General features: G+C 59.1%; 11 protein-coding genes and 4 pseudogenes. 4 read left to right on the top strand and 11 right to left on the bottom strand.

What is annotated here, in order from left to right; all coding sequences use genetic code 11:
* Window positions 1-26 precede the first annotated feature (26 nt).
* Together NHAM_RS19580 and NHAM_RS19570 are read right to left on the bottom strand one after the other, a co-directional pair.
* A complete protein-coding gene (locus NHAM_RS19580; protein WP_011512157.1) occupies window positions 27-1,028 on the bottom strand; it encodes a sensor histidine kinase in 1,002 nt (333 codons plus the stop codon).
* Window positions 1,029-1,509: 481 nt separating this feature from the next.
* Window positions 1,510-2,416, bottom strand: a pseudogene (locus NHAM_RS19570) (IS5-like element ISNha6 family transposase); the annotation flags it as partial.
* Window positions 2,417-4,075: 1,659 nt separating this feature from the next.
* On the opposite strand from NHAM_RS19570, the pseudogene NHAM_RS26955 reads away from it, so the two are divergent.
* The 3 genes and pseudogenes from NHAM_RS26955 to NHAM_RS19550 form a co-directional block, all read left to right on the top strand.
* Window positions 4,076-4,417, top strand: a pseudogene (locus tag NHAM_RS26955) (transposase); the annotation flags it as partial.
* Window positions 4,418-4,912: 495 nt separating this feature from the next.
* Entirely contained in the window at window positions 4,913-5,095 is a 183-nt protein-coding gene (locus NHAM_RS25315; RefSeq protein ID WP_011512156.1) for a hypothetical protein, read from the top strand.
* 253 nt (window positions 5,096-5,348) lie between these two features.
* Window positions 5,349-5,699, top strand: coding sequence for a PRC-barrel domain-containing protein (locus NHAM_RS19550; RefSeq protein WP_011512155.1), 351 nt, complete (start codon window positions 5,349-5,351; stop codon window positions 5,697-5,699).
* A 535-nt stretch (window positions 5,700-6,234) separates the two neighbouring features.
* Here the strand turns inward: NHAM_RS19550 and NHAM_RS19545 are convergent.
* The 8 genes and pseudogenes from NHAM_RS19545 to NHAM_RS19500 all read right to left on the bottom strand — a co-directional run.
* A pseudogene (locus NHAM_RS19545) lies at window positions 6,235-7,043 on the bottom strand (ATP-binding cassette domain-containing protein); the annotation flags it as partial.
* A 67-nt stretch (window positions 7,044-7,110) separates the two neighbouring features.
* Window positions 7,111-7,485, bottom strand: a complete 375-nt coding sequence (locus NHAM_RS28445; RefSeq protein ID WP_011512153.1) for a BA14K family protein — start codon at window positions 7,483-7,485, stop codon at window positions 7,111-7,113.
* Window positions 7,482-7,814: a hypothetical protein gene (locus NHAM_RS19535; RefSeq protein ID WP_011512152.1), complete on the bottom strand. Its 333-nt coding sequence runs from the start codon at window positions 7,812-7,814 to the stop codon at window positions 7,482-7,484. The genes NHAM_RS28445 and NHAM_RS19535 overlap by 4 nt, the downstream gene beginning before the upstream one ends.
* 1,709 nt (window positions 7,815-9,523) lie before the next feature.
* Window positions 9,524-11,098: an IS66 family transposase gene (gene tnpC, locus NHAM_RS19530; protein WP_011512150.1), complete on the bottom strand. Its 1,575-nt coding sequence runs from the start codon at window positions 11,096-11,098 to the stop codon at window positions 9,524-9,526.
* 54 nt (window positions 11,099-11,152) lie between these two features.
* A complete protein-coding gene (gene tnpB, locus NHAM_RS19525; protein WP_011512149.1) occupies window positions 11,153-11,506 on the bottom strand; it encodes an IS66 family insertion sequence element accessory protein TnpB in 354 nt (117 codons plus the stop codon).
* A complete protein-coding gene (gene tnpA / locus NHAM_RS25310) occupies window positions 11,487-11,960 on the bottom strand; it encodes an IS66-like element accessory protein TnpA (RefSeq protein ID WP_198136959.1) in 474 nt (157 codons plus the stop codon). Before tnpA ends, tnpB begins: the two co-directional genes overlap by 20 nt.
* A gap of 1,391 nt (window positions 11,961-13,351) precedes the next feature.
* Entirely contained in the window at window positions 13,352-13,588 is a 237-nt protein-coding gene (locus NHAM_RS28440; RefSeq protein ID WP_245270083.1) for a DUF2252 family protein, read from the bottom strand.
* A 340-nt stretch (window positions 13,589-13,928) separates the two neighbouring features.
* The gene (locus NHAM_RS19500; protein WP_245269949.1) at window positions 13,929-14,255 is read right to left on the bottom strand and encodes a hypothetical protein; all 327 of its coding nucleotides are present in this window, start codon (window positions 14,253-14,255) and stop codon (window positions 13,929-13,931) included.
* A gap of 145 nt (window positions 14,256-14,400) precedes the next feature.
* On the opposite strand from NHAM_RS19500, the pseudogene NHAM_RS19495 reads away from it, so the two are divergent.
* A pseudogene (locus NHAM_RS19495) lies at window positions 14,401-14,941 on the top strand (transposase); the annotation flags it as partial.
* Between the two features lie 72 nt (window positions 14,942-15,013).
* On the opposite strand, the gene NHAM_RS19490 reads toward NHAM_RS19495, so the two are convergent.
* Entirely contained in the window at window positions 15,014-16,576 is a 1,563-nt protein-coding gene (locus tag NHAM_RS19490; protein WP_041358397.1) for a sensor histidine kinase, read from the bottom strand.
* Window positions 16,577-16,649: the final 73 nt, after the last annotated feature.

Below are 16,649 nucleotides of genomic sequence, written 5' to 3'. Positions count from 1 at the left end.
ATGCTCAACGAACTTTTGCGGCCGGTTCATTTCGCAATTCGATCTTTATCGATTTTAATCGTTACGACGATGCCGTCTTTAAGCCACTGACGATCTATCGAACCGCCGAGTTGCGCCGACATGCTGCGCGTGACCATTCTGCTTCCAAAACCTCCGTCGCCTTCCGGTGCCGAAACAGGCGGACCGCCACGTTCCGTCCAAGTTATGACAATCTCAGGATCAGGAAGCGCACACGACACATCGAGGGTACCTTTCGGCGACGACAAGGCGCCGTATTTTAAGGAGTTGGTCGCCAACTCATGGACTACCATCGCGAGTGTGGTCGCGGATGCTTCGCCAACTCCCATGCGAGGGACGGAAACGCGGATCCGCCCGCTAAACGCACCCAGGTCATCATAAGGAGCAAGCAAGACGGTGAGCAGGTCGCCAAGTAGCGCCGCTTTTCCTTCATGTCCAGGAAGTGGTCGAATAAGATCATGCGCGCGTCCCAGCGCTGTAAGCCGTAGCGTGAGTTCTTTCGCCATCTCAACCGTCGAAGTTGTCGAACGGGAAGTGATTGACGTCAGACCCGATGCAATCGCCAAGAGGTTTTTGACCCTGTGACTCATTTCGCCGGCGAGGAGTTCATGACCTTCTTCCGCCTGCTTTCGTCCGGTCACATCGATGAATATTCCACATATCACTCGATCGCGGATATCGGCATCGTCGCCTTGTCGCCGCGCAGAAACCCAGCGGATTTCACTTTCGACGATGATCCGAAAATCGATTTCGTATGGGCCAACAATGGCTCGCGTAGCCGAGAACGCGGCCCTGACTCTGTCGCGATCAGCAGGATGAATGCGGGCGGACAAATCCTCGAAAGTTACCTCGGTGCTTCTCGGAACGCCCCATAGGTCGAAAGCCCGATCATCCATCGTCAGTTTATCGGAATCGACGTTCCAGGTCCAAAGCGCCACCCCTGCTGCCGCAATGGCACGTTGAAGATGTTCGAGGTCTAAACCGCGTGTTCTCGGTACATCACCGGCCATCAGATATCCTTCGCATTAAAAGTGGCAGTGCCAGTTCCAGCATCTGCGGACGCGTGGCATGGCAGGCCAAAAGCCAAAGGGGAATTGGATTTTTTAACCAAATCAGTTGAGCGTGGCCGTGGGTGTAGAAACGTACCCTACCGACGACTTTTAACCTTTGGAGTCCGAATTTAGTTGCATGAGGGGCGGGGCTGGTTAGACCGGCCGAGCCGCCGGTTCTCCATGGCCGGCGGCACTAAGGCCCTAAAGGGGCCCGTTCCTTCCTGACTTGGCCCGGCGCTTCGGCGTCGGGTTTTTATCGTTTCAGCGGTCCCGCGCCAGCTTGCGGTTATTGCGCCACCCATGGCCCTTCTTGCCCTCTGGATTGCCGATCGGCGGCTTATCTGGCCCGAACCGCGCGCGCATCATCGCGAGTCGCGCAAACCACATCCACGCGATCTCGCGCTCGCAGCCAGGTTCGGCCTTCACGCGCCATCGCCTCGCCCCTGGAATGGTTGAGCGTCGTGGCGATGGAGACTTTCACGCCGAACTCATAGGGCTTGTGCGATTTGCCCTTGGCGATGCATTCGATCTCCGGCGCGTGCAGGGAATAGATTTTCTTGCCGCGCTGCCTTTGTTGTTGATGACGCACCGCGTGGGCCAGCGACAACAGTTGCGCGAAAGCCGCCTGCCTGTCCGGATCGCCGGCGATCTTGCGCCTGATGTCGCGCATCACGGGCCGAGATACGTGCGCAATGTCTTCAGCGTCCGGTTGGCGCGCCTGAACTGTTTCGCGTGAGCGTAGCGCTGATGCGCGATCAACGCGTGCTTGCCAACACGCTCGTAGGATTGCCGCAGGACGACGCCGTGCTTTTTGGCCAACCGCGCCAGCTTCTCGCGGGCGCGATGCATGAGTTTGGCATCGGTCGGGAACGCCACCGCCTTCGGCTGCACCGTCGTATCGACGATGATGCTGGTGAAGTCCGACGGCTTGGCCGCGCCAACGCGCGTGGCGACATTCAGGCTCTCCTGAATGAGCGCGACGATCTTGTCTTCGCCCATGCGCTGACGCCAGCGCGTCATCGAGGAGCGGTCGAAGGGAACGTCGTGACGAAAGAACGCCTCGCCACAAAACAATTGATAATAGGGGTTTTCGACCCAGCGTTCGCACAGCGCCTCGTCCGACAGATTGAACGTGTGCTTGAGGATCGCCAACCCCGCCATCAGCCGCGCGGCAGGGGCGGCCGGCCGGGAACATCGGCGTAGACCGCCCCGAATTTGCCCTCGAGAAATCCCCAGTCGATCTTGCGCGCCAGCTTCGCCAACGCGTGGTTGATGTCGACGATCTGGTCGAGGCGCGACTTGAACAAATCATTCTGTCCGCTGTCTCGCCGCTCCTTCGGAAGCATCGCGATATCTCCGACTCAAACCCAGCGGAGACATGGAATCACGCCGATTCCCGCCAAATCAAATTGCAAGGAAATCGATATCGACATCCCCAAAACCGGCGATATCGAATACTTGCAAAACCCGCGAAATCATTCCGCCAGGACGGTTTCTGCATTTTTCACGGGCGACGGATTAAGCAACTAACCAAAAACCCGCCGACGAGGGGTTCACCGACGGGTCGAGGAGCTTCATGGAGGAGCCGGGGGAGACTACCTCCGCTGCGGTAATGTGTTTCGCAGGGGTCAACGTGAGCGTCTTTATTTGCTCATTCCATTGCTCTTCACGTGGTCCTTTGACTTGCCATGCCTGGACATCGTGCCTTCCGACGTCCCGTTCGGGGACATCCCCGTCGTCTCCGGGGTGTTGCCCCTGGTCTCCGAGGCGCCGGCCGGTGCTTGAGCGGGGTTCTTACTTGAGTCCTTTATACTTGGCTGGCTGCTTCCCGTTTGAGGTGTCGTTGTCGGTGTCTGCGCCAAAGCCCAGGCCATCGTAAATGCTGTGACGGCCGCCGCAGCGCTTCCGATCAAAATGCCTCTTCTCATGATTGCATCCTCTGTGTCCGTTGACATGAGGCAACAATGCCGGGTTCAGTGCAATGTTCCGATCATCGGCAGGGATTATCTTTTGTGCGCTATGTGATCCTAGGCAACATGAGCGAGGCTCCCAGGTGCCGACTTTATCGAAATCGCTGCGGCCCGGGTCGGGCGCTTTGCGGGAGTTTTCCGGTATTAGGTCTGTGCTATTGACCGCGCGGAGATAAGGCGGGGGGCGGGAGCGCTCAGATCGGGGCCACCAAAAAGGCCCGCCGGGGGAGACGCCACATGCGGGCCTGATCGGGTTCGGGAGTGGGGTGCGGGGGTCCCGTTCCGGTCGAAATAATGCGCGGGAGTGGGAAGAGTTCCTGGCAAAGGGAGCCAGTCCTGGCATCGCGGCTGCCTAATTCGCCCCGCTCCGGCGGGGTTTTCTATTTGAGGCGGCGACGCGGCGGGATCGCTTTATTCACCAAGGCCCGCATCTCTTTTAGGAGCTTCTGCACGGTTTCTAAATCATCGCTCTGCGACGCCACGTCGATCAGTATTCGGATGTGAACCAGGGCTTCCCTGGACCTAGCGGCGGGTCGGCAGGCGGCTTGGTGTCGCTCATCAAAAACTCCTGAGCCGCAGCGGATCCCTTCCAGCCTCGCTCCGGCGGGGTTTTCTATATCCCTAGCTCGCCCGGAAGATTGCCGGAATCTATCAGGACTTGCAGGTCATCAGCGGCCTTATCGTATGTCTCGGCCAGGCTCGCGAATGTTTCTCGCTTTGCGGCATTTGTCGCCAGTCTACTAATCAGCCGACACTCCTCCGCTTCGGTGCGGAGCCGATCTAGCCAGGCCCTTACGTCTTTCATGCACGAGCTCCGCTCATAGGGGCTATTCGGGCTTGTGCTTTGCTTACCATCCCTACCGGTCTCTCGCCAGCTTGCGGGAGGAACGCCACCTCGTTCCCTTCTTCCCCTCTGGATTGCTGCGGCGGTGTCTCGCCGTGCAGCGCACGCATCATCGCCGGCCGCGCGAACCACAGGCCATCCACATCGCGCTGGGGCGTCCGCGCCGATGGCGCGAAGGAAGTTCTCGGCCTGTCTGGCAGACCGACTTCACCTACCTCAAGATCACTGGCTGGGGCTGGTACTACCTCTCGACCGTACTCGACGACTTCTCGCGCTACATCGTGACCTGGAGGCTTGGTCCCACGATGTGTACCTCTGACGTCACAGCCACGCTCGACCAGGCGCTCGCGGCTTCCGGCCTCGATCGCGCCACCGTCATGCACCGGCCGCGGCTCCTCTCGGATAACGGTTCGTCATACGTGGCGAGCGATCTGGCCGCGTGGCTCGAAGACAAGGGCATGCAGCATGTGCGCGGCCCGTATCATCCCCAGACCCAGGGAAAGATCGAGCGCTGGCATCAGACCCTGAAGAACGACTTGTCCAGCCGATACTGGTCGCGCTCGAGGAGGAGAAGTGCACGGGCGAGAACTTCCATGCGCTGAGGAATTTTTGCGAGACGCGCGGGGCTATCGCTCTCGAAGCACGGGCACTCGGTGATGCGGGAGAACAAGTTCTATCAAGTGTTCCTTTTCGCCGTAGAGGAGCACGCCGAGATATTCCGCGCGGAGTTCGCCGGCGAGCGGATGCACCCCTCGGAGAAAGGCAGAGGGACCCACTGAAGAAGGGGTCGTACAAGCCGAAAGCCAAAAGCCCCTCTGACGTTTCTTAAGCGGCATAGCAGCTTAAACGGGCCGCCAAACGCTCTAAAATACCCTAGCCCGAACGAAAGCCCCAAAGCTGGGGCTTTGCTCATTGGAACCTTGGGGAACTCTAAGGCTCGCCGGGCGTTTGTACTGGGCTTATAGGAAAACAAGAGCGCTTCTCTACGGCGAGGAGAGGCGCGTTTTTTTTTGCATTAGAGGTATCGATTGAAACAGACAAAATCACTTCAGGACCGCATTGCCGAGTTCGCGGCAAATGCGCGCCAAGAGGCTGCCGGTTTGCCTGACGGCCCGGAGCGCGAGCAATTGCTCAAGAAAGTCCAGCAAGCTGAGACCGCTTCGGAAATAGAGGGATGGGCAAATTCGCCCGCATTGCAGCCGCCGAGATAAGTACAGACTCTAGACAGCCGAACGTGCGCTTCGAAACTAATGGTTCGCGGCGGCGTTAGCGAGCATGTCTCGTTACTTCCTCATTGCCATAACGACCGGCTTGATCGTCGTGACGGCGCTCTCGGGTTGGCTCGTTTTCATACGACCGCAGCCGAACGCCGCGGCGGTTTTGGCCATGGAATCGGAAACGAGCGGCGCCGGGGAACATTTGCCGCACCGGCCGCTTTTTTCCTCCCTAACGAAGGAGAAGCCTATGTCTATCGAAGGAGATACCGGCAACTTGATCGCCAGCAATAAAGTGGATGGCACGGCGGTCTACGGAGCCAATGATGAGAAGATCGGCTCAATTGCGTTCGTTATGATTGAAAAGATCAGTGGGAAGGTTTCCTACGCCGTGCTGGGGTTCGGCGGAATTCTCGGCATCGGCGACGATCATTATCCGCTCCCTTGGAGCTCCCTGAAATACGACACCGCGCTTGGGGGATACCGGATCGGCGTCACCGCAGACCAGCTCGAACGTGCGCCGAAGTATGCCACTGACACCGACTGGAACTGGTCAGATCCGACCCGAACCAGGGCGGTTGACGATTACTACGCCCTGTAATAGCCGATCCAGGAAGAACTTGAGTCAGATGAGTCGGTTGTGATTCCCTGTCTCGGAGCGATTCGAGACAAGGAGCCCCGATGTGGAAACCTGAACACCGTTTGACGGCCGAGCGGCGCAATCTTCGGTATCCAGTGATTTGAGTGATGCGGAGTGAGTGCTTGTTGCTCCGATGATCCCGCCGGCGCGACGAAGGCGGACGCCGCCGTTCGGTCGATGTACGCGAGATGTTGGAACGCGATCTTCTATATGCTGTCGGCCGGCTCCCCCGAAGAAGCCAGGACAGCCCAAAACGCCACCATGCCTTACAACGACGCAGAGCGTGTCGACGCGCTAAAAGCGACCGGGCTATGGAACGCGCCGCCGGAACTGCTGACCGACGAATCCCTTTCAGCGCTCACGCTGGCATTGAATACGTCGGCCGCACGAGGGCAGGAGGCGGACATTAGAGATCATGACCTATTGCTTCACGCCATTGTTGAGATAAAGGAAATTATTGACCGATATTTTGAAGTCGGCACCCCGTGTCCAGAAATTACGATTGATCGTTTGGTCGAAACTCTCGATCGGCAGGAGTTGGTGGTCGCGATCGACCGTGGAGCGTGGGTTTGGACGGCCGCGGCTGATCAACTAAAACGCAACGCCGGACCTTTCTAGTATGGAAGGCTTCGAGTTCGACGCGATGTGCCACGCTGACAACGGTGACTTCTTATTGAGGAGCTCCATCATCTTATCCTGGCTCTTTGCGTCGAGCGCGGATGTTGCTTCGTCCAGCACGTTAATATCGGGGTTGTGCAAAAACAGCCGGGCGAAAGCGAGCCGCTGCTTTTCGCCGCCCGAAAGTGTCTGGTCCCAGGGCGCTTCTTCCTCAAGTTGCTCCTTGAGATGACCGAGTCCCACTTTGTCCAGAGCAGTGCCAATTTCTTCGAGCGTCCAGTTTCCGCGCTCGCGGGGTAGGCGGCGCGCGACGTAACGTTCCAAACGGCACGGCTTTTGCGGTAGCATGAACAACCGACGGTCCGGATGGAAGCTGACGCTGCCGCCACCCCACGGCCACAGGCCAGCGATTGCCCGCACCAGCGTGCTTTTGCCGGTCCCGGACTCGCCCGCCACCAGCACCCGCTCGCCGGCGTCGATGATCACTTCCGCTTCTCCCACCACGGCGGTGCCGTCGTCGAGTGTCATCGACAAGTCGTTAAGGCTGAGGATCGCGTCGCCCTCGGTCTCGCCGCGCTGGATGCGGCCGATGCCGTCCCCACGCTCGGCGCGATCCCCGTCGATCGACATCATCAGCGACGCGATCCGCCGCGCGCCGGCATTCCAGTCAGCCAGACGCGGATAATTGCCGCTATTTCGGAATTGGTCGGGCCAAATCGATACCAAGCGCTACAGCAAGGCGGGTCCACGGCCATCATCCGCATGGATGGCGCGCGCCGTCGTTACCAAGGAAGGTGCCGGACGACGGGTCATAGGAACGATAGCGGCGGCCACAAGCGGCCTGGTTACGCGTCGATCTGAAGATAACCTGTGAAGGATAAGGCGTTGCAGAATGCGAGGGCGTGCTGCCGAATAATCCGGCGGCTCCGATCCACGCGGCGGACGGATCGGTCGCGAAATTCCCGGGAAAAAAACCGTTGGTGGGGAAGTCACGGTTGTCGTCGCGGCCATCGAAATACCCGCCGCTCGTGTTGCCGTAGCGCAGAAGACGGTCCTGCGTGAAAGCCGGCTGGCCAGCCAGACATGTCAGAACGATTGCCGCCGCTGTTGCCACCCAACACCTGATCATGGGCGGGTTCCATCAACGGAAGGCCGGATCGTTCCCCAATCGCCTTTCCAGCCCTTGAGCTGCCCGCGGCGGAACTGCAGGTAAAGTCCGTCACTGCGGCTCGCCAAGGCGCTGCCTTTGACATTGGGAATTGCCAGATACAGCTCGTCGCCGGGACGGCCGCGGACGTAATTCAGCGGTACGCCCAAAGCTTGCGAGACTTGTCCGGCATCCATGCCGAAGCTAAGCGGGATGCTGCTGTTCGGCAGTGTCTGCTGTCCGACGGCAGGCGTAAACGCGCCGCCAGCAAGCGCCAGCAATGCGATTGTGTTGAAGCCCAGATTTCTCACCCAACGCTCCGCGCGCCGCCCACGTCCAAGCTATCGAAAAACTAATCATTGCACAATTGCGACCTCATTATTGCAGCGACACCCGCGTTCCCGGCGGGGTCCGCCACCTCCCCATGCCAGGATGCAGTCGGACAGCGCAGGACTGAGCGCCGCCAGCGCAAAATAGAGTGCAGATCGCAGGCCTATCCCGCCGCGGGAAGGCGCGGGTGCATCACCCCTGCGACGTTGGCTCCAAAATCGGGACCTATCCAGATACAAATAGATCACAGGCGACGAATAAGGAGTCAGCGCCTGACTCAAAATGCATCCGTTCGATGTGGGCGATCTGCTCTTGGCTGATCCATGGAAACGATTTCTGACGTGGCCTCACACTGAAACCGCAATGCCAGCAACGATTCGCGGCTCAGCAACTGTTAATGGTCCTGACCTGCGCGATGCCTCAGCGCGCTTGCGAAGCGCCTCGTCGGTGGCCGTTTTGACAGGGGCTTCTCGGTGGTTATCACTCGCATGGAGTTCGCCGCTCAACTGTGCCACGCGCGCGTCCAGCCTCGCGAAATCGGCCGCGTATTCCCCGATGATGCGCCGTGTTTCACCCAGGCGCGCCGGCGGAAGGCTCTATTTCTCGGATGCGATCTGTGCCCCGGACTGCATTGACGGTGAGATCGCTCAGTTCCTCGCGGCGATGAACACCGTTCGCTGCCGCCCTCAGAATCTGCTCAGCCATGAATGCCTTGGTTGGGGAGTCGGAGTGGGTTTGGAGGCGACATCCTTCGCGTCAAGGCTTCGGCTGCTGTTCCAGCCCTATCTAGTGAACTGCTACCTCACCAGCCAGAAGCGGGGTCGCGATTTGCCTCGCAGTAGACGGCCCATGCAGGCAGCAAAGCTCGCAACAGTGTCGCGGTGCCTATTTTCGTCATGGCAACGGCGGTTTCCTGGCGCTTTTCGAATTGATCCATTCGAATCTAAAATAGCAAGAGGCTGTTCAGTTCCGGGAGAGAGTCGCGGCCTGGCATTTCGCTTCAGGAACAGGTTCGCTCCGGCGGGGTGCGTTTTTCATCCGGGTTGGGACGAGGTTTCTCATCCGGTAATTCCCGTGGTGGCGGTTCTTTTATATCCGGAACCAGGCCGGGAGGAGGGGGTGGCATAGGTTTCGGGTCTTCTGGAACTGGATTACCTGGGGCTGTCTGCATGGAACACCTCCACGGTCCAACGGATGCACAGCGGTATCGTTCCGAAGCTTGATTTGCGCTTCAGGCCGGCCGGAGGACAGACCGTTTGCACCAACGGGTGACGCCAATCCGTTTTTCTTAGCGCCATACGACGTAACCTGACGACAGTTTTGGCGGGGTCGGTATCTTAAGCATCGATCTCTTGGGAATGCCGGTCGATCTTGCGACCTCGATGGAGGCCCCAGTGGCATATGTTGCGCACGGTGCAATCAATCCCCGATGGGCGCCATCTTCGATGCAAGCAAAGGGTTAGCTGGAAATCTGAGCCCGCCGACATCCTCGGTTAAGCTGGTCGGCCCTCGACCGCAGGCTGAGCTCCGGCAGAATTCCACCGATCGCTCACAGCCAGTCGCCGACGCTCCAAAATATACGATGTAGACAACCCCACGAAGGATCCGCGCTCTGCTTCTCGGTAAGCGCGATTTTCCCCGCACGTTGACGCCGCCTTTCGGCGTTTGATTTCGGAAGCGTCGCGCTGGATCAGGCGGCAGTAGCAGTTTTGGGGAAGTTGAAGGGCAGCAGGTCGGTGATATCGGCGTCGTCGGCGCGCTGAGGCAATTCGGTGAGGACGTGGCGCAACCAGGCTAACGGCTCGACGCGTGAGGCGCGGCAGGTCAGCATCAGACTGTAGACGACGGCACTGGCCTTGGCTCCATTCACGGTGTCGCTGAACAGCCAGCTCTTTCTGCCAGTGGCAAAGATTCTGATATCGCGTTCGAGAAGGTTGTTGTCGATCGGCATCCTGCCGTCTTCGGCGTAGCGCGTCAGATATTCCCATTGGTTCAGAGTGTAGGATACGGCATCGCCAAGCTTGCTGTCCGGCAAGACCTTCGGGGCGATTTTATCAAGCCATTCCTTGAGGGCGTTCAGGACGGGGATGCTATGTTGCTGACGGAGGCGGCGAATGCATTGACCTGGCGTTTCGCCTCTGTCCGGTTTTTCGTCCCGCGCCTGCCTTTCAACCCGGTAGAGGTGTTCGAAGAACCGAAGCGCCTGCTCCGGCGGACCGCCGCCTTTCTTCCTGGCCTTGAGGGCATCGACAAAGCGCCGTCTGGAGTGGGCCATGCATCCAATATGGGTTGCCCCTTCCAGCGTGCGCCAGGCGGAATAGCCATCACTCATCACTATGCCGCGGTAATCGCCGAGGAAGGTCTGCGGGTGTATCTGGCCGCGGCCTGGCTGATAATCGAGCAGCACGATCGGCTCGTCACTGTCCTCGCCGCTCCGGTAAGCCCACATATATGACGTGCTGGTGGCCTCTCGATCCTTTTCCTTCAGCACCTGAACCGTCGTCTCGTCACCATGGATGAGAGGCTGCGATCTGAGCCGCAGCTTCAGGGTGTCATAGATGCGGGAGAGATGTTGTTCGCTCGAGCCGATCACCCAGTGGCCCAGAGCACCACGGCTGACGGGAGCGCCGGCGCGCTCGAATGCCTGTGCCAGGCGGTAGAGCGGCGTGCCGTCGACGTATTTGTGAACGAGCGCGAAGGCCAGCGTCGAGGCCGTGGTGATGCTGCCCGGCAAAGGTTGCGCGGGCATAGGCGCGATCACGATCGGCGTGTTGATCCCGGTGCGGTCGCAATGACGGCAAGCATATTTGAACCGCACATTCTGCAGGACCTTCGCTTTCACCTCGATATGAAGTTGCTCGGTAACGGTCTCGCCCATGCGATGCATCTGGTGACGGCAGCAAGGACAAGCCTTCTCGTCGTCGGCAAGGTCATACTCGACGCGCTCGCGCGGCAGGTTTTCCGGCAAGGCCTTGCGGCCGCGCTTCTTTCCCGTCGCCCCTTCTGTCGCCGGCAAGCCCGTGTCCGGCAGGGTAACGACATCGCCATCTTCGTTGTCGGCGGCGTCTTCATCCGCGGCCTGTTCAGCTTCATTGAAGAGGCGGTCAATGTGCTTTTCGCTCTTCGGCGCAAAACGATGCAGTCGTGCAAGCGCCAGCTCTTCCTCGAGTTTGACGACGCGTTCTGTGAGCTGACGGTTCTGCGCCTGCAGCGCGGCAATACGCGCCATCAACTCTTCAACAGTCGGTTCGCCGGGTCGATTCATCAGATTCTTGAATCGAAAGCATGCCGCCGCGTCAACCGCTCAATTCGAGAGCCCTCAACCGGCAACCTGATATTGCCGCAGTGGATGGCGGACCATCGCATCGATATCGATGCCGTCCAGAATCCAGTGCAATTGCTCGGTCGTAAGCCTGACCACCGCTGCCTCGCGGCGCGGCCACCGGAACTTGTCCTCGGTCAGCCGCTTCAGCACCAGCACAAAGCCCGACCGATCGAAGAACAGGAGCTTCATCCGGTCGCGACGGCGATTGCAGAACGCAAAAACCGCCGGAGCAAACGGATCGAGCGCCATCGTCTCTTGGACCAGAACCGCAAGGCTGTTGATGCCGGCCCGGAAGTCGATCGGCTCGCGGTGCAGGTAGACTTTCAGGTCAGCGCCCAGTCTGAACATGACCCAGCGCTCCGATGATCGCCGTCAATGCATCCACATCACCGCACTCCAGCGTCAACTTCACGCCGTTCGGCAGTGACGCGCTCACCTTCGCTGGAGAGGAAAACGGCGCAGCCCTTTTCGATGCCGACCCACGCACTCCATCGCAAGCTCCCGGCAAATCCATCGCAGCCATGCTGCTCTGTCGCAGCAAGGCCCGATCGGACGTGCTTTCAATCTGAACCGGGATAAACGCCGGTGATGAGGACGGCGGGAGGGACTGGGTCTCCGTGCGTTTCTTTATCCACTTCCGAAGAAGGTTCGCATTGACCCCATGTTCGAGCGCAAGCCTCGATACCGACACGCCAGGCTCAAGGCAGGCCGCGACAAGACGGTCCTTCGATGCGGGGTCGTAACGGCGTCGCCCGTTCCGACCAACAAGCCTTACCCGCAGTTTCTGATCATCGTCTTCCATCACAAGGTGTCCACCTATTTTGGTGGACACCTCATGCATCACAGCACTCAACAGCAAAAGGTGCCGAGAAATTCGCGCTTACGCTTCTCGCGCTTCTCTTGCAGTCTCAACAATGAGTCCGTCTTCGAGCTTTGCCATGGGTTCCTCTAGAAAGACGTTGCATGGGGGACGGGCCACGGTCTTGCCCCCCAGCGCGCTCAAATCACCCGGCGAAGCGTCGCGTTCGCTGAAGCCGGTTGAGTCCAACGAAAGCCGGAGGCTCAACTGCGTGTCATTCAAATCGGTGGCTGGCCGGACATCTTATTGAAGTCATCGATGAAAGTTCTTCGGGCCGGGCCGCCTGCAAACCGATGGACCGATACCAGTGTCGGACTGACGTGCCGCGGTGCGGCGCTTGGTCGAGAGGCCTGGAAAGAGTCGAAAGCGGAAACACAGTTGAAGGAGCGAAAAATGCCAGAGCGCAATCGGAGGTAGGCTTGGTAATCGGGTCGGGCGGGCTTCTTGCGCGCTTTGAATGCGAACGGCATAGATTGATTGATGGTGCTTGCCACGTGAACCATCCGGATCCCCAGGCGTCCGATCTGCAGTTGATGCGCCGCTGTATCGCGCTTGCCAGATCTGGCCGGTCGGAATATCCGTTTGCCGCCGTCGTGGGCCGGCGTGGCAAGTTCATTTGTGAAGCCTCCGATATGGTGCGACGTGACACATGCCGACACGGTCGCGTTGTCGGCGGCCCAGCATGCGCACCAGCTCGCTCGATGACTGCACACTCTATTCGACGGTCGAACCCACGCCTTCTATTCTCGGTACCGCGTTGTCGCCGGTGGTTCTGTCGGCTTCACGCTTTCGTGGAACGACAGTGCGGCGGGCGGAAACGGAGCGGGCTCAGTCGGCTCACGCTGCGCCGATATCCAAGAGGCTCACGATCTCGGTAAGGCCTTGCAATGTTCGATCGAAGGCTGCGCACACGATCAGCCGATCAGCAGAGGCAGTCGCAATGGCCTCTGATTGGCCGAAGGAGCACACTGAGGCGCGGTCCCAGGAACCCCTCTGGTCGGAGGCGTTTGAAGAAAGCCGTGTCACGACCTCATCGTCGCTTCGGCAAGACAGGAGGGCGCGATGAAACGAATGCTCATCTTTGCGGTCACCCTGTGGCTTGGCGTGTCTGCCACCGCTCGCGCGCAGGTGAATTCGCCGGTAAACACGCAGCTGTCACCCCAGGTCAGTGCTCAAACCGGCGCACAGGTCAACTCTCCGTCCAACGCGGTGAGCAGTGCGACCGGCGCAATCGTGCCGTCTGGCCAGGCAGTGACCGGGGCAACGGGAGGAAGCTTCAGTACCGTTGCGCGCGCCCGTGGCGGTGCCGTCCGGGACGGCAAGATTGCCGCCGTTTATCTCTTCTTTGATAAGCACCCAAACTGGCCGTCGCGGCGGCGGCAGCGACAATGCTGGCGCCACCGCAATTGCAGCGGCGCTCCGCGAGGTGGAGCGGGTACGAAGGCGCCAAAGTTCATCAAATGGCTGTCGCCGCCGGCCTGGACTGAAATTCCAGCCGTCGGTTGAGTGGCAAGGTCTGTCGCCATGACGGCGGCTGCCCCGCGCAGAAATGCAAGCGGATTAAGCGACATTCGCGCATAGCGCTCAGGGACAAGCTCCGGGACCCGATCGGGATCGCTCTCGGCGAGGATTGCAACGACGTTGCGCGACGGTGATCCCGCCAATTCTGCATGTGCTTCACGCGGCGTCTTGCGTCGGAGTGCTTTTCCCTCCTTGAACCGTTTGATACGCGAACTCAATGAAACCGTCATTTGGCAGGTCCTTCAACGACAGCGTGTGCATACGTAGCGTCGCACGGTTGTCTCAAGGTGGCCACGGATAACTTTGGTAGTGCTGGCTTTGCAGATGATGGGAGTCGACCCGACGCATGCACGGTGGCCGCAACACCTCTCGCCACCAGCAGATGACTGATCACATAAAGCCTGGATTTCGCGGCAGATACTGCGTCCAACCGCCATAGCCCGGCAATGCCATCAGTAGCATTGGAAAAGTGATCTGCATGCCTTGATTGACCGCAAGGCTTAAGGCGCTGTCGCATGTGCCGGGCAGGAACGCCAATATCTTCTCAGCAGAACCATCTGCCGCCAGCTTCAGTTCTGTCGTAAAAGCATCACGAAGGATGTCAGGTCGCGTGATCGCGAGGAGACCGATGTGTCCGTTGGAGCCGATATAGCTGTAGCCGACGCAGTCGTTGCCAGCGCATAACAAAACCCCCGTGGTCGCCGGGTCGTTGAGCAAATAGCGGTAATGCTTCCCGCGAGACGCCTATGGCTCGGGAATCGATCTCGACAAGTTTTTCTATGGTCGCGGCGCTGTTGTCGATCGCGATGGCACGCAATGGCGGCTCCGGAAATTCCTGCATTACCTGTTCGCGCGTGGCATTGAAAGCGCGCAGAGCTGGCGTGAGCTGCTCATCGACATCAAGCAGCGTGGGATCGAGATCGCGCCGGTCCTCGCGGTCGGCGACGGTGCGCTCGGCTTCTGGAGGGCGATCGAGGAGGCCTTTCCGAGCACCAGGCACCAGCGCTGTTGGGTTCACAAGACGGCCACCGTGCTGAACAAGGTTGCGCTCTCAGTCCAGGTCAACATGAAGGAAGACCTTCGTGAGATTTACGGCGCGCCGACCCGCGCGGCAGCCGAGGTCGCGATCGACGTATTCGCCGAAAAATATGGCGCCAAGTACGACAAGGCGGTTGTCTGCCTGACGAAGGACCGGGAAACTCTGCTTGCCTTCTTCGACTTCCCTGCCGAGCACTGGGACCATCTGCGCACGTCGGACCCGATCGAGAGCGTATCCGCGCAATGCCGCCGCGAAAACATGGCGCCGATTGAACGGCGAGAACCAGTTGCGAAAGGTCGTTCAAGGCGTCAAATTCAAAAACGGAATCGAGGTCACTGAAATGCCGGTTCACTACGCCGCCTGATCAATCTCGTCACCCAAAATCCCGCATAGCTCCGACCCAAGGTTGCGGCAGTCATGTGCGGTTAGCGCTGATCTACGACGACAAGATGGAGGGATTGGATGGGATGTCGCTAAACAGTTTGCGCGGCAGAATGATCTCGATGTCCATGCCGCCTACTGTCCAGGTGCGGACATAGCTTCCTTGCAATTGTTCGTTGATTGTAAGATCCAGAAGCTTCGAACCAAAGCCACTGTCCGCAGCATCAGAATAGTCTGTCGTCACGGGGGCCCTCTCAGTCCACATGACATGCAGGTCGTCAATGTCGCGGCTGATACGGACGCCCAAGGCGCCGTCCAGATCACTCAACGCGCCATGCTTGGTCGAATTTGTCGCCAGTTCGTGGAAAACGAGAGCCAGCGACGTAACGATCCCACCATCGATGAACACGTCATCGCCATCGACGACGACGTGTTTGTCTTCAGCACCCTCATAAGGCCGAAGCAGGGTGCCGATGAGCTCCTTCAGTGAAGCGAATCCCCCGGGAGGGCCCGACGACGCGCTCCCGGTGCGAATGCGAACAAGACCATGCGCATGGTGTAATGCCACGAGCCGGCTTCTCAGTGTGTCTGCCAGCGGTTTCATCTCGGGTTTGCCACGGACCGATAGGCTGATCAGCCCGTTGACGAGCGCGAACAGGTTCTTGATCCGATGATCGAGTTCATTGGCCACAAGCTCACGCTCGGCCGCGAGGTGCCTTAGCTGGTCAAGGATTTCATTTCTGGTCGCAGTGGTCGTGGAGATGATGAGCGGGCCCAGAGAGATCAGTGCAGCCCCCATGCTGATCGACAGCACGAGCGATTGATCGACATGCGATGCGTCAACGTAGCCCAACGTTGTCGCCATGATCCCCCATATGCAGAATACGAAGGTCAGTAAGGCCGTCAGAAAGACGCGATAGGAAATTGCGCACCAGAGAAGGGCCGGTACAGGGAAAGCGAGAGCCCCCACTCCTCCGAAGAAGATTCCCGTGACGGCCGAGAGCACCAACACAATAATCGGCGCTTGGTCGTGAAAGGTCGGCTGCGGCAGTTGCTGCCGCCCCCATTTGCGACCTTCCGGGTAGGATAGGATTATCGGCAAAAAAGCCAACTGGTTCAAAAGCTCGACGGAAAACCAGTACCGAAATGAGCTTACGGCTACCGGATCGTGGAATAAAGGACCGATCAGGAGCGAGCCAACGATGCCGGCGAATATGGACGCGGCGCCCACCGCAAAGAGCAGGTAGAAAACCGAAGTCAGGCGCTGGAGACGCTGGTCAATCCGATCGAGCCTGGATAGCAAGACATAGCCAATGACCACGACACCGAAATTATATGCGGCCAGACCCGCGCCTGTCATAAGCCCGCAACCGATAATCGGGACCGCAATCGCGAATCCGGCAAGACAAGCGACCCAGCCCAGGGGAAGCGCCAATACAGGAAAGCGCACGAGCATACCAAGCATAAACGGGTTGGCGGGCCAGATCAGCGACAAGATCTTATCGTTGGCCGTGAGGGCACCGAAAATGCAGAGTACCGAGTAAGCCCCACCGAACATCAGAAAATAAAGCCAAGCGCGGCGCGGGTTGGTCGGAGCTTTGAACCAGTTGATCATCATGGCTTGATATGGCTTTACGATGCTGCCGATCTGATTTGCGAGTTTGATTCCCCAGGCCTTAAGCGAGGACCAT

This window comes from Nitrobacter hamburgensis X14, from assembly GCF_000013885.1.
In the GTDB taxonomy this organism is placed as follows: domain Bacteria; phylum Pseudomonadota; class Alphaproteobacteria; order Rhizobiales; family Xanthobacteraceae; genus Nitrobacter; species Nitrobacter hamburgensis.
Note: the sequence above shows the minus strand (reverse complement) of the source record. Positions and strands in the feature narration are given on the sequence as shown.

What these genes read in the sequence shown, in the direction of transcription:
- tnpB (WP_011512149.1), bottom strand. Translation starts at nt 11,506, where the DNA reads ATGTTCAGACTGGGCGCTGACCTGAAAGTCTACCTGCACCGCGAGCCG.
- tnpA (WP_198136959.1), bottom strand. Translation starts at nt 11,960, where the DNA reads ATGGAAGACGATGATCAGAAACTGCGGGTAAGGCTTGTTGGTCGGAAC.
- NHAM_RS28445 (WP_011512153.1), bottom strand. Translation starts at nt 7,485, where the DNA reads ATGATCAGGTGTTGGGTGGCAACAGCGGCGGCAATCGTTCTGACATGT.
- NHAM_RS19550 (WP_011512155.1), top strand. Translation starts at nt 5,349, where the DNA reads ATGTCTATCGAAGGAGATACCGGCAACTTGATCGCCAGCAATAAAGTG.
- tnpC (WP_011512150.1), bottom strand. Translation starts at nt 11,098, where the DNA reads ATGAATCGACCCGGCGAACCGACTGTTGAAGAGTTGATGGCGCGTATT.
- NHAM_RS19580 (WP_011512157.1), bottom strand. Translation starts at nt 1,028, where the DNA reads ATGGCCGGTGATGTACCGAGAACACGCGGTTTAGACCTCGAACATCTT.
- NHAM_RS19490 (WP_041358397.1), bottom strand. Translation starts at nt 16,576, where the DNA reads ATGATGATCAACTGGTTCAAAGCTCCGACCAACCCGCGCCGCGCTTGG.
- NHAM_RS28440 (WP_245270083.1), bottom strand. Translation starts at nt 13,588, where the DNA reads ATGTCGCTTAATCCGCTTGCATTTCTGCGCGGGGCAGCCGCCGTCATG.